The following is an 11851-nucleotide window of genomic DNA, read 5'->3' as shown; positions in this document are numbered from 1 at the left end:
TACCATCGTTGGAGCACTGGTTGTTGAGGTCTTAAAGCGTTGGGCAGGCTGGCCATGAACCAGCATTCAGTCTCCGCAGAAGCAGGCAATAGCCTCGTCGTGGTCGGCGAACATATCGAATTGGGTGTCGGAATAGTCGAGCATCTGCTGGTAGCTGGGACGGTCGCTGCGGAACCTGGCACCGTTCCCGGTGAACTTGCCTCCGGACACAACCGAGCTTTCCCCAAAACAATCGACGCTTTACAATTGGTGGCTTGGACAGTCACGAACATTGGTTGATTGCAGAGAGATTGCATCAAAAGTCGATGTGCAGGTGGCTGAAATAAATCTGAGAATTGATGACATCGTTAATAATGAAAATCCTAGCGCCAATGGTGCGATGGCGCATCAAGCTATTGTGCTTTTGAAAAGCACAATGGAGCAGATCAATTCATCCATATCATCTACCGATGCGGTTATAACGCAGGTTCGTATACCTGTTTCGCTAGCTAGATTCGATCGTCGATTCGGACTTCTGCTCAAGTCGCAAAATCTAAGGGTTATTTTGATTGAAATTGCATTCCCAATAGCTCTCGCCGCTTTCTCAGGAGCTTCATTGGCGAGATTTCTCGTCAGTTAGCCTTTTAATGGATAACGCTTTGTCGGGCACCGCCCTCAATCATCGATGGTCGCAATTTGGTTTGTGGTGGGGTATTACAGGTGACCGGCATGGAGCCGGATCAAGGAGGTATTGGTGAGTGATGACAACTACGAAGCAGGCCTTCGCGAGCTTCAAATCGCAAAGGATGAAGCGGCGGTAGCGGCGGAAGACTTCTACGAGAAAAACTGACCGTTCCAGACTGACGATATAGCCGTCCAGTACGGGGAGCTTCAGTTCACGGCTGTTATCATGCTTGCCGAGTTTGAACAATTCGCTCAGCAAGGCAGCATTAAGCGCTCACGGTAACGCTCCTCAAGGCGTGTTGCTTGTTCCGCAGTTCCGGCAGTCTTCCCGGTAGCGCTGCGCGTCGCTTATGAACCGACCGCAACTATCGCAGTTGAACATCATCATTCGCGGCTTTTGCGGCTTGGCTAGTTTTATGCCGGTGCCGCGAAAGGCCTCCTTGATGTTCACGTCGTCTCGCTCAACCAGCCTTCGGGCGAACTTGTCGATGTATGGCTTGGGCCACACTGTGGCGCCTGTTGAGCCAAGCTTGCCTGTCCAGGTGATGGTATGAGCCCTTGATACTACGACTGCCTTCGACAGATCGCTTGTGAGTATTCCGTCCTCACAAAGCCAAATCAAGTTGTTGCCGTTCCAGCACTGCAGCTTCTGGATGTAAAACTCGGCTGCGGCAGGGTGCTGGTCGAGCGCCTCACTTAAGGTGATATTCTGGCAATCAACACCGACGCGCGCCTGGGCATCGACGTAGGCCCTGGGCCATGGAATATCGGTGTCGCGGTAACCGCAAGCGCCTTCACGGGTGAACACTTGGGCCTTGGCCAGGTCGGTGACATATCCGGAACTCCCAAAGCCCCAGAACGACAACCCGTCGCCGACATAGGCGTGACTTCGGCTGTCTTGCATGTAGAACTCATCGTCCATGGATTATCCAGTCAGGCGCCGCCCTCACTACATTGATGGTGGCGCAATGGTGGCTGAGGTGTTTAAAGTGGCGGGGTGCGGTGAGTGATAAATCCTAAAGGAAGCTATATGAGAAACAGGTTGGTAACTTTTTTGACTAAAAATAAGTGGGAAGTATCTGTGGTGCTTCTTTTGATTTTCGTCATATGCGTGGTTTTATTTTATGTCGATACATTTGGCGTAAAAAGATCTTACGACCAAGCAGCTTGGGGGCAGTTCGGAGATTATATGGGAGGGGTACTTAACCCGACGCTTTCGTTTTGTGCTTTTGTGGGGTTGATGCTTACCTTAAAGTTCCAGTACTCAGAGTCGAAAAAAACCGAAGAAAGACAAGTTGGTCAGCAGTTTGATTCGAGGCTTTTTCAAATGTTTGGCCTCTTGTCTACGGCATTAAGCACGGTTCATCTTAGTATTGTTAAGAACATTGTCGAAGAAACATATACTGGGCCGAAAGCTTTCGCAGTCGGTCGTCGTGAACTAGTGTCGGTTATTGAGAGTGTTGGTCCAGATCTTTCAGATGAAGAGACCTACGGCTTGGCCGTAGATGCCTTTGGCCGGTGGTCGACTGAGTGTGGAGATGCCTTGTTGTCATATTTTGACACTTTGCTGTTTGTTGTGCTCTACATAAGGAATAATTCCAGCGGGGAGAGACGGGTTTTTGCTGCTCGTGCCTTGCGTTCTCAGCTATCGCAAGATACTAGGGTGATTTTATTTTATACGCTCCTATTGTCTGGAAATATCACGCTTTACCGGTTTTTGGAGGGGTTTGGATACTGGGGTAGTGAGATTTCAGAAAATACAGCTCCTCGTGGTAGGGGGTTGTTGCGTGCTCTGGTATTAAGTAAGGATAAGTCTACTGCTCAATCTACCTAGAGCATGATGACTAAAGGAAAGCGTAGATTTTGACCGGTCATTCCCAGACGCGGTCGGGATCCTGGCTTTTGGGTCCGCCGCGGCGTACTACCTATTTTCAGACGCAATGCCCAACGGTCAAAGCGTAGGTAAAAAACTGCTGGGGATGTCAGTAATTGACGAGCGCAGCCACCTTAACTGCAATCTATATCAGTCGTTCATGCGCAACATCACTACGCCTATTCTGAGCATTTTTGACTGGATTTTTATTTTCTTCGGCTCACGGAAGCGCTTGGGAGACATGCTCGCGTCCACGATAGTGGTTCGATTAAAGTAGCTATGACTGTACGGGGGCAGCGCTCGAGTTGCCCGACCTCAGCGAAGTCAGATTCAAACGAACGCCCCGCAAATTTGGGGCTTTTGCGTTTCTGGCATTCGGTATCGGGTTCAGTTGAGCATGTACCAATCTCAATGCCGAACGGGGTGTAGCAAAATACGGTCGAGGCCCTCAGTAGCGATGCAGCGAGTAGCTTGGTTTACGCGTCCCTGAAATCGGCAATACCAGCTACATTTCAAGGACGTATTTCTTTCGGAGAAAACGCTCATGTTCAAATCCCGCTCGCTTATAACCGCTGTTACCTGCCTTGCCTTGTCCATAGGCTCGGTGACGGCCCTGGCCGATCCCAGCAACGGAAAAGGCCAAGGAAATGGAAAAGGCAACGCCCAAGGCGGCCAAGGCCATAGCAACCAGGGCAACAAGGGGAAAGGTGCTGGCGCGGATGACTGGAGCCGTGGGCCCAGCATCGACCGTGGTGGCGTATTAGGCGTGATCGGCGGTCACCGTGACTTTTGGCGCTCAGGTCCTTCATTGCCACCCGGAATCCAGAAGAACCTGGCGAGAGGAAAACCTCTCCCTCCTGGCATCGCCAAAAAGCTGGATGGCCGCTTGCTTGGCAGACTGCCCCAATACGATGGCTACGAATGGCAGCAAGCGGGCGCTGATCTGATACTGGTAGCCATTGCCTCCGGCATCATTTACGAGGTGCTCAACGGAGCATTCGATTAAGTCTATTTACCGGCTTGACGCTGTGGCTTTTCTGGCGAGCTTTTTCTCGTCACCTCGTTGTTTTTTACTATTATCTCGTCTGCGCACTCAAGGAAGCGAGGCTAAGCGCCTTGAGTGTTAAGCTGACAGAGCTTTGATCAGGAGCTTGCTAACTTCAGCGTCTATAAATACGGAGTTTTGAATGTCGGTAGTAAGGATTTGCAGGATGTCGCTATGTTTGGCATGCCTTTGCTTCGCTGGGAGCTCTATTGCAAACGAGACTGAAGAGCTGCATCAAACCGCTCTTACTGCGATTGCGATGGAACAAGTTTGCACCAAAGCAAACCCTGGTATGAACGCAAGCATCGAAAACGCTTTCGCGAACGACCTATCCATGGAAAAAATAAAGCCCGAGGTCAGAAAAGTGCAATCAGATCCTACTCACAAAGCCGAAGTGGCAGCGATGGTAAACACCCTAAGCGCTCCACCCTTTCAGTCACTTCAGAAGCAGCTGTGCGGCGCTTACGCTCCAAAATAAGATCATCACGCCAAGTTGAATTGCCTCAACTTCTTGCCCTGTATTGCTCCCTCTCAGTTGGAGACCGGGCAATGTGTGGCACCAGCCTAGCCGTAGAGTTGGGTTGTTAATTATTAAATCTGTTCGGTGGTCCAATGGTCATGTATCTGCTCTTGTCAGGGATGGCACTAATGGTTGGGATGCAGTTCGCCATATTTTGTGTCGCTTTAAAAAACTCGCTTGGCAGTGCTGTTCTCTGTTTATTCATCCCGTTTTATGTATACGTCTACGCTAAGAAAGATCCACAAGCGAAGCCTTTTCTTTGGGCTTGGTATGCAGGTATTGGCTTGCTGATCACGGGAGTAATCGCCTCCGCCTAGTGGCAGCTTCGCTAGAAGATGCTCGTCCAGTAGGGATCTGCCCCCCCTTTTACCGCTCGCCGCGTGACAGTCTTCCGGCCTTCCAGGATGGCGCGCGCCATCACCGCCGCGCTTGGTGCGGTGGACTGCGCTCATCTTCGCCTCCACAGTGGCGGGTTGCCCACCTGTATTGGCCAACACTCATGCCGCCCGCTGGTTGCCGATGGGCGCGGAGGAATGCTGATGTAATAGAGGTGGGCAGGGTAGGTGCCGGATTTTTTCGGCTGCCGTGGTTCTCGCCGTTTAGCGGGTCGCACTGAGGGCTGGTAGCATCTACAACCTTTCTCGGAGCAAGGAGTTGCTATGCATCAGGTTGTTGAAAGGGCGTTAAGCGTGATCGCAGCAGAAAGCGCCTTGCCCCAATACGCTGAAGCGTTCAGCGCTGCCCGGGCGGTCGTACTTGAGTTGGGTGAGCAAAACCTGGCTGACCGGCTTTTTGCCGATATTCCCGACTTGATCTCGTTTATGCAGGTAGCCCGGCTCTTCGATTTTCTTGCCTGGCAGACGGATGACAACGGATCAGCGACGACTCGAACCGTTGAGCGTTGGCTTATCGAGGGCACAAATCTGCGCAAGATTCAGATCGCTCTCAACCTCGATGTGTACCCGTTTCCGGACGAGCATGAGATGTACCGTGTGCTGTCTGATGTGGCTATATCCCACCCGCACATGGCTGATAAATGCCAGCAGATGATCAGCTCTCGGCAAAATCGGTAGCGCCTGTTCAGCATCCCGAAGCCCGCTCTTCGAACGGGCTTCGGTGATATTGGTAGCCATCGCCTCCGGCCTCATTTACGAGGTGCTCAACGGAGCATTCGATTAAGTCTATCTACCGGCTTAACGCGGTGGCTTTTCTGCCGAGCTTTTTCTCGTCACCTCGTTATTTTTTTACTATGATCACTCGTCTGCGCACTCAAGGAAGAGAGGCTGAGCGCCTTGAGGCTGGTAGAAATTCATGCTCGATCATTGAACGAGTTATGACCTTTACCCAGAATCTAACGACTCAGCCACCCATAAGGACTTGTTTGGTGAAACCTATGAATAAAATGTGTGGCGTCGTTGCAGTACTAGGAATTGCCCTCTCGGGATGCGCTACGAAAACGCCGGAAAAACCTGAAGTGGCTCCACCGGAAGCCGTCGTTCAGCAAGCACCACCTGAAGTCGCGCCTGCGACGCCAGCAAAACCGCCTGTGCGGTATGAGGCCACACAGCCGAACGCTCGTGCTGAGAGCTCAACTCCCGTTTCGCCAGAAACGGCTCAGTCAGAGACAGATTTAAACCAGAACCGCGCCGAGCAATGCCGCAAAGAGCTGGATGTTCTAAAGGTTTACAACAAAGCGTCTTACGATAAGTACGAGGCTGAATACCAAGTCATTGCCAGCAAGACCGCTAAATACATGGAAATCAAGGACTCGCTGGGTCCCGATTTAAACTATATGGTTATGCCCGCCTATCAATTTCAAATTCGTGAGTTCTGCTTCCGGGTCAAGACCCGTCTGTCGGAGCTTGTGCTTCGCCAAGCCAAATAATGCTGTCACGTTAGGGTGGCGTCTTGCCAGTTAAGGAAGCTCTGAAAACGACTTCTGTGTGGTGAAGTACGCGCCCCACGCGAATCGAGCGACCCGCTTTCCAGCACATCACTTGCGCTGCGGGTAGGCGTCGCGCCATTGCGTTCGCCGCCTTGACCACCGCCAAGAGTGGGTGCTGTGTTTTGCTGCTTATCAAACACTGTTTTGAGCCGACGCATTGCACAGATGCACTACTGCGGGGACATCAAGACGGCCAGCGTCAGTTTTATAAACGCTTCGTTCTCGTCAATCGTGTTCAGTGCGCCTCGGATGTTCTCGGCGACCTCGGCGGAGCCGCGCTGCTCTACCCAGTTCGATAGCTCCATGATCGAGCCTTCGAGGGCAAGCTGGTTTTCGTAGAGTTTTGATAGCAGGGAAGGAAGCAAGTCTGAGTTCGGCATGGTTGGTTCTCTGTTAAGAGCACAGCTTAGCAGCGAGCGTAACCGCAGATTTGATTCAGGTCGACAGGAGGCTGGAGAGGAATAAATGAACTGCTGATCCCACCCGCTGCCGAAACTGCTACCCACCCAGAGGACACAGCGATGACTGAAGAAGAGAAAAAGGAACCCGAGCAAGAAACTCCGGCGCATGCCACTGAGGAGGAACGGGAACGCCTGAAGGACTTCAACAAAGACGGAATTCCGCCTGGCGCTTGCTGATCCACTGCCAGTGGACCCGCATGGACCGACGTGAGGTGGTTTTCGCCGGCTCCAAACAAAAGCCCCGCGAATGCGGGGCTTCTTGTATTAATGGCGCTTGTTCTTGTGTTTGTGCTTATTGCCCCTGTGTTTCTTGCCGTCGGAACGGTGCTCGTCATCCGCCAGGTTATTGCCCAGCGCGCCACCGGCGGCACCGCCCAAGCCCGCACCGATCGTCGATCCCGTCGTGCCGCCCAGGCGATTGCCGATCAGCGAGCCGCCCGCCGAGCCGACCCCACCGCCTATGGCGGCTTCCGCTCGATTGCCCTTCTGGGCACCGACTGCTCCGCCGGCGGCTCCACCCAGGCCGGCGCCTACGGCTGCGCCAGTGGAACCGCCAAGCTGTTGGCCGACGATGTTGCCGAGTGCACCACCGACTCCGCCGCCGAGCGCCGCTGTACCATCTCCGGCCGCCATCGCTCCTTGCGAGATCAGAACACCCAGGACCAGGGCGGGTAGTGTCTTATTCATCTTGTGAACCTCTATGGGTTGTCAGCAGGCGCTCATGGTTGAAGTACGCCTGGTATTAGGATTGAAACAAAAGCGCTAAGTTCTTGGGCGGCGGTATTCTGGCCCGGTTGGTTGTAACAAGGTGTGCCGTAATATCTTTCGGCCGTGATGCGTCTTGATTTTTTGACGTGTTCTATAGGCCACCAAACCGTATGATCGAAACCAGCGCCTCATCGGGTCGCTGAGTCTCACCCGCCATAAAGGACATGAGCATGCAAAAGCACTTCGGTAATTCAGGCCTGTTCAAGGCTGCTTCGTATCACTGCAACGACACGCTCGGCAACGGCCTTGCCAGCTGGGAGCTGAAAAACAGTGCGCTGAATGCGAAGGAGTTTTTGATATGTCCAAAGAACTACTCGGAGTTTCTGCTCTAGGGTTGATGGTGATCGGTGAGTTTTGTGCGATTTACAGTGAGGTAGTCACCGCCAGGCTGGCCCAGGCAGGCGACGGCTCATGGCAGGCGTTCATCATGCCGGTGGTGTTGATGTGCTTTGCCGGGCTCTGCCTGTTGGGGGCTTATTGGCTGGGGTACCTGGCAGTGGGTGACATCTGGGTGGTCACAGTGGTGTCCGTCACCTCGTTGCTGCTGCTGGAACCGGTCGTGATCTGGGCGCTGTTCCATGAGTTTCCCGGGCGAGGCGCCTTGATCGGGTTTTGCCTGGGCGCGCTGGGCATGCTGTCCACGGTCTTGCTGTAGCGACACCTGCTGGCCCGGCAATCGTATGTCGGGCCAGTTTATGGCTTTTGGCTGGCAATAGCCCGCACCGCCGCAACGGCGGCCGAAGGTGACAGCAGTGGCGCGCAGCTCAGCAGAAAAGCTGGGCCACCGACAGCAGGCAAATAATCTGCACAACCATTTGCGCTCGAATTGGATGGTTCATTGCCGTCACCCTCATATGAAGCTGCTGGTGAGTAGGCTGCGAGCGATGTAGACAAACGCGCCAAACCAACGCACGCAGCAGTCGCTAGCAGTATAGAGCGTTAAACGAATTCTTCACGGTCGAGCCCATTTACCGGCCAGACGGTCTCTGGTTACAACTATCTGTCTGCGACCACTGCACTTTTTTGGATTTCTCCGCTCTATCCTTGTCCCAGCCCCGCCGATCCCGCGCGTGGGCAGATGACTCAGATCGGGTGCTGATGGATCGCACGTTTGCTTGCTTGACCCTTCCACGGATGCGCCAGCCTTTGCTGCTGGCAGCCGTGCTGATGCTTTGTGCCGGCGGTTGCACCCAGCAACAAAGCCAGGATATCGCCAAGCAGTTCAGCAATGGCAAACCTGACGAGTTCTTTCAGACCAGTGTCGATCGCATGGCAACGCTGGGCATGCGCGACAACCTGCAAAGCTTGTATTTGCTCATGAACAAGCTCTATCTGCGTAATCCCAGCCAGTGGCGCCAGTCGGGCTATCCGGATGCCGTGACTGCTGCGCGGGAGATTCGCCAGGCTATCGAGCAACGTCGAGGGCTGCCTGCCCTGGGTGAGCGCCGCGATCTGGCGGCGCTGAGCTATTCCCTGAGCCCGGAATTCAAGGGCGATCGGGTCGGCGCCTTCATCTATGCCATCGGCAGCATGATAGTGACCGCTCACGGCGGGCGCACCGAGTTCTACATCACCGATTCGATCAACCCGCAGTTCGTCAGCAATGCCGCGCGCAATATCGAAAAGGCCACCTGGCTGCTGAGCAAGCGCCAGGACGCCAATGGCGTGCTGTTGCTGTTTTCCAATGAGATTTCGGAGGAGGGCAGTAACCTCAGTTTTGCGGTGGAGTTCGGCAAGATCGTCGCGCGCCTCGACTTGCTGACGCAGATGCTCGATGAGCGCTACCGGCGCATCGGTCTCAATTACGCGCAGAGCCTGTTGCTGATGAATTTTCTGCCGGTGCAGTGAGCCGGGTACGGTGTTTCTCTTTCCTTTGTAGGAAGTGGCCTATCTCGTTCCCCGCTGCTTGAAACGCACCTCGGTCATCAATAGCCTCGGATTTTTCCGAAAGTTGAGGCCTCCACCATGGGTAAGCGAAAAACGGTTTGGCCTACTGATCGCGAAATACGTTTGCGCTTTATCCTCTTCGCCGTGATCGATGCGGCGAGTGTCCAGGGTGTTTCCGCCGAACTGTTGCTGCCCGCCCACAAGTTGCTGCGCGAATCGCCGACCGAGGCGCAGTTGCTTGATGCGCTGGGCGAGATTCTGGACACCGATGAAATGTACGGCTTTCGGCTGCCGCCAGGGTCGGAAGCGGAGGAGCTGATGCAAACGCTGAAGCAGCCGGAAAGCTAGGCGCGATCTTGCAGCGAGCAGAATTGCAGAGGTCCGTCCGTTGATAAGGCGTGACCTGGCGGGCGTCCACGACTTCCCACCACGTGCCTCCCGAATTCCAAGGACCTGCCCCCGATGCTGCTGCGCCCACCACCGCTCCTTTTTGCCGCCCTGACGTTCAGCTCGCTGGCGCATGCCGAAGACCTGCAATTGGCCCCGGTCGAAGTCACCAGCAGCGAAGCCAGCGCCGGTGAGGTGGCCCAGGCGCAGCTCAAGAGCGTGCCCGGCGGCACCAATTACATCGACATGGGCAGCGTGCAGCAGGGGCGGGTGAGCACCAATGAGGATGTGTTCAAGTACCAGGCCGGCGTGTACGCCAAGGCGGCAAACAACGAAGGGGTGAAACTCTCGATTCGCGGTTCGGGCCTGAACCGTAGCCCCGGTTCCCATGCCTCCGGCTTGTATGAAATGTTCGATGGCCTGCCGTTGACCGGGCCTGGCGGCACCCCCTACGAATTAAAAGACCCGCTGTGGCAAAGCCGCGTCGAAGTGCTGCGCGGCGCCAACGGGTTTGACCAGGGTGCCTTGGCCCTGGGCGGCGCGGTCAACTACGTGACCCACACGGGCTACGACGCGCCCACGTTGCAGGTGCGCTACGAAGCGGGCAGCAAAGGCTATGCCCAACGCGAGATCAGCTCGGGCCAGGTGCTGGGAGATGCCGACTACTACATCAGCCTCACTGACTCCGAGTCCGACGGCTACCAGCGCCAAAGCGCGGCCACCGGCAAGGGGGTGGCGGCCAACTTTGGCTACCGTTTCAACCCGGACCTGGAAACGCGCTTCTACTTGCGCTACCGCGAAACCACCAACGACACCCCCGGCAAACTCACGCGCGCGCAGATCAGCCATGACCCGCGCGCGGCCAACAGCCTCAATGCCGCGCGCGACTCCCAGCGCCTGCAACCGGGCTCCACCTGGATCGCCAACAAGACCACCCTGCGACTGGACGACAGTTCGCGGCTTGAAGTCGGGCTGGCCTACCACGACTACCCGATGGACCTGCGCGAAGGCACCAACCGGCTGAAAGTCGCCTACACCGACATCAGCAGCACCCTCAAGTACATTCGCCAGGACACGCTGTTCGGCCACGACAGCCAGACCACGATTGGCCTGCGCACCACCCAGGCGATGCCCAACAATGGCGCCTCGGAGTACGTGCGCACGCCTGCGGGGAACACCGTTTCCTACGCACCCGGCACCAAGACCCGCGACTACAGCTACCTGGGTTCCGACACCGTGTTGCACATTGGCAACGACCTGGAGCTGGTCCCCGACCTGTGGCTCACCACCGGCCTCGCGGCGATCTACACCCGTCGCGAAACCGAGGTCAGCTATCCCGACGGCCAGGCGCCCCTCAGCCAGCACGACTGGGACTACGCGCCGCGCGTCGGCCTGCGTTATGACGTCACCCCGCAATTGCAGGTGTACGGCAACCTGAGCCGCTCGGTGGAGCCGCCGCATGCCTGGTCGATGATCTGGGGTTCCAACAAATACTTTACCAGCGGCCCGGCCCGGGGCCTGGCGCGCGAAGGCGTGAGCCTGAAAAACCAGACCGCCACCACCCTCGAAATCGGCGGCCGTGGCGAACAGTGGTTCGGCCAGTGGGACCTGGCGCTGTACCGTTCCGAAGTGCGCCACGAATTGCTCAGCGTGGAAACCCAGGCGCAAACCGCCACCAGCAATGCCATCGTCGCCGAAGCCAACGCCAGCCCCACCGTGCACCAAGGCGTGGAGCTGAGCCTGCTCAGCCCCTTGTGGGATGGCGGCGGCAACGGCCAGCTCGCCCTGCGCCAGGCCTACACCTTCAGCGACTTCCATTACCGCGACGATGACCGCTTCGGCGACAACACCTTGCCCGGCATCCCCAAGCATTACTATCAGGCACAACTGCGCTACAGCCATCCGACGGGTTTCTACACCAGTTTCAACACGGAGTATTCATCAAAGGTGGCGGTGGATTACGCCAACTCCTACTACGCCGCGTCCTACAGCATCTTCGGCGCCACGCTTGGCTACGACGCGCCAGGGCAGGACTGGCAGGCCTGGGTCGACCTGCGCAACCTCGCCAACCGGCGTTACGCCAACACCGTCACACCGGGCTATGACGACAAGGGCCTGGATGTCGCGCGTTCGACACCGGCCGATGGCCGTGGCATCTACACCGGGGTGTCGTGGAGCTGGCGTTAACGTAGGCGCTGGCTTACCTGCGATATTTGTAGTGAGCGGGCTTGTCCCGCGCTGGGTGGCGAAGCCGCCCCAATCTGGGCCAACGCATTCTTCCAGATATAACTAAGGCGCCTGG

14 protein-coding genes and 1 pseudogene are annotated in these 11851 nt (G+C 56.0%); 11 read left to right on the top strand and 4 right to left on the bottom strand.

Annotation, left to right across the window (positions count from 1 at the left end):
• Nucleotides 1-66 precede the first annotated feature (66 nt).
• Nucleotides 67-192, bottom strand: a pseudogene (locus tag BLL36_RS31530) (phosphoadenosine phosphosulfate reductase family protein); the annotation flags it as partial.
• Between BLL36_RS31530 and BLL36_RS30365 the strand changes: the two are divergent.
• Nucleotides 191-619, top strand: a complete 429-nt coding sequence (locus BLL36_RS30365; RefSeq protein WP_162279235.1) for a hypothetical protein — start codon at nt 191-193, stop codon at nt 617-619. The pseudogene BLL36_RS31530 and the gene BLL36_RS30365 sit on opposite strands and share 2 nt — an antisense overlap.
• A 333-nt stretch (nt 620-952) precedes the next feature.
• Here BLL36_RS30365 and BLL36_RS07020 read toward each other — a convergent pair whose 3' ends face one another.
• A complete protein-coding gene (locus BLL36_RS07020; RefSeq protein WP_076950747.1) occupies nt 953-1585 on the bottom strand; it encodes a hypothetical protein in 633 nt (210 codons plus the stop codon).
• Between the two features lie 108 nt (nt 1586-1693).
• On the opposite strand from BLL36_RS07020, the gene BLL36_RS30990 reads away from it, so the two are divergent.
• The 5 genes from BLL36_RS30990 (at nt 1694) to BLL36_RS31260 (ending at nt 5986) form a co-directional block, all read left to right on the top strand.
• The gene (locus tag BLL36_RS30990) at nt 1694-2497 is read left to right on the top strand and encodes a hypothetical protein (RefSeq protein WP_076950746.1); all 804 of its coding nucleotides are present in this window, start codon (nt 1694-1696) and stop codon (nt 2495-2497) included.
• A 58-nt stretch (nt 2498-2555) separates the two neighbouring features.
• Nucleotides 2556-2813 carry an RDD family protein gene (locus BLL36_RS31265; RefSeq protein WP_331717150.1) on the top strand — a complete coding sequence of 86 codons (258 nt, stop codon included), beginning with the start codon at nt 2556-2558 and terminating at the stop codon, nt 2811-2813.
• Between the two features lie 267 nt (nt 2814-3080).
• The gene (locus BLL36_RS07005; RefSeq protein ID WP_076950745.1) at nt 3081-3542 is read left to right on the top strand and encodes an anti-virulence regulator CigR family protein; all 462 of its coding nucleotides are present in this window, start codon (nt 3081-3083) and stop codon (nt 3540-3542) included.
• Nucleotides 3543-4760: 1218 nt separating this feature from the next.
• Nucleotides 4761-5174 (top strand): hypothetical protein, encoded by a 414-nt coding sequence (locus BLL36_RS06990; RefSeq protein WP_076950742.1) that lies wholly within the window; start codon nt 4761-4763, stop codon nt 5172-5174.
• 311 nt (nt 5175-5485) lie between these two features.
• Nucleotides 5486-5986, top strand: coding sequence for a superantigen-like protein SSL4 (locus tag BLL36_RS31260; RefSeq protein ID WP_231998985.1), 501 nt, complete (start codon nt 5486-5488; stop codon nt 5984-5986).
• 230 nt (nt 5987-6216) lie between these two features.
• On the opposite strand, the gene BLL36_RS06980 is transcribed toward BLL36_RS31260, so the two are convergent.
• Both BLL36_RS06980 and BLL36_RS06975 read right to left on the bottom strand, forming a co-directional pair.
• Complete coding sequence (locus BLL36_RS06980) at nt 6217-6426, bottom strand: hypothetical protein (protein WP_076950740.1); 210 nt, start codon at nt 6424-6426, stop codon at nt 6217-6219.
• A gap of 345 nt (nt 6427-6771) precedes the next feature.
• Nucleotides 6772-7194, bottom strand: coding sequence for a glycine zipper domain-containing protein (locus BLL36_RS06975; protein ID WP_076950739.1), 423 nt, complete (start codon nt 7192-7194; stop codon nt 6772-6774).
• A gap of 251 nt (nt 7195-7445) precedes the next feature.
• Here BLL36_RS06975 and BLL36_RS30980 point away from each other — a divergent pair, with 251 nt between their 5' ends.
• The 5 genes from BLL36_RS30980 (at nt 7446) to BLL36_RS06955 (ending at nt 11736) form a co-directional block, all read left to right on the top strand.
• On the top strand, nt 7446-7607 hold the full coding sequence (locus tag BLL36_RS30980; RefSeq protein WP_165448099.1) for a hypothetical protein: 162 nt from the start codon (nt 7446-7448) through the stop codon (nt 7605-7607).
• A gap of 5 nt (nt 7608-7612) precedes the next feature.
• Nucleotides 7613-7930, top strand: coding sequence for a hypothetical protein (locus BLL36_RS06970; RefSeq protein WP_076950738.1), 318 nt, complete (start codon nt 7613-7615; stop codon nt 7928-7930).
• Between the two features lie 479 nt (nt 7931-8409).
• A complete protein-coding gene (locus BLL36_RS06965; RefSeq protein WP_394329475.1) occupies nt 8410-9123 on the top strand; it encodes a hypothetical protein in 714 nt (237 codons plus the stop codon).
• A 117-nt stretch (nt 9124-9240) separates the two neighbouring features.
• Nucleotides 9241-9510: a hypothetical protein gene (locus BLL36_RS06960; protein ID WP_076950736.1), complete on the top strand. Its 270-nt coding sequence runs from the start codon at nt 9241-9243 to the stop codon at nt 9508-9510.
• Nucleotides 9511-9624: 114 nt separating this feature from the next.
• Nucleotides 9625-11736, top strand: coding sequence for a TonB-dependent receptor family protein (locus BLL36_RS06955; RefSeq protein ID WP_076950735.1), 2112 nt, complete (start codon nt 9625-9627; stop codon nt 11734-11736).
• Nucleotides 11737-11851 lie beyond the last annotated feature (115 nt).

Source organism: Pseudomonas cedrina subsp. cedrina, assembly GCF_001983175.1.
GTDB lineage: Bacteria > Pseudomonadota > Gammaproteobacteria > Pseudomonadales > Pseudomonadaceae > Aquipseudomonas > Aquipseudomonas cedrina.
This window is presented reverse-complemented; position numbering and strand designations above follow the sequence as displayed.

What these genes read in the sequence shown, in the direction of transcription:
- BLL36_RS07020 (WP_076950747.1), bottom strand. Translation starts at nt 1,585, where the DNA reads ATGGACGATGAGTTCTACATGCAAGACAGCCGAAGTCACGCCTATGTC.
- BLL36_RS30990 (WP_076950746.1), top strand. Translation starts at nt 1,694, where the DNA reads ATGAGAAACAGGTTGGTAACTTTTTTGACTAAAAATAAGTGGGAAGTA.
- BLL36_RS07005 (WP_076950745.1), top strand. Translation starts at nt 3,081, where the DNA reads ATGTTCAAATCCCGCTCGCTTATAACCGCTGTTACCTGCCTTGCCTTG.
- BLL36_RS06990 (WP_076950742.1), top strand. Translation starts at nt 4,761, where the DNA reads ATGCATCAGGTTGTTGAAAGGGCGTTAAGCGTGATCGCAGCAGAAAGC.
- BLL36_RS06980 (WP_076950740.1), bottom strand. Translation starts at nt 6,426, where the DNA reads ATGCCGAACTCAGACTTGCTTCCTTCCCTGCTATCAAAACTCTACGAA.
- BLL36_RS06975 (WP_076950739.1), bottom strand. Translation starts at nt 7,194, where the DNA reads ATGAATAAGACACTACCCGCCCTGGTCCTGGGTGTTCTGATCTCGCAA.
- BLL36_RS30980 (WP_165448099.1), top strand. Translation starts at nt 7,446, where the DNA reads ATGCAAAAGCACTTCGGTAATTCAGGCCTGTTCAAGGCTGCTTCGTAT.
- BLL36_RS06970 (WP_076950738.1), top strand. Translation starts at nt 7,613, where the DNA reads ATGGTGATCGGTGAGTTTTGTGCGATTTACAGTGAGGTAGTCACCGCC.
- BLL36_RS06965 (WP_394329475.1), top strand. Translation starts at nt 8,410, where the DNA reads ATGCGCCAGCCTTTGCTGCTGGCAGCCGTGCTGATGCTTTGTGCCGGC.
- BLL36_RS06960 (WP_076950736.1), top strand. Translation starts at nt 9,241, where the DNA reads ATGGGTAAGCGAAAAACGGTTTGGCCTACTGATCGCGAAATACGTTTG.
- BLL36_RS06955 (WP_076950735.1), top strand. Translation starts at nt 9,625, where the DNA reads ATGCTGCTGCGCCCACCACCGCTCCTTTTTGCCGCCCTGACGTTCAGC.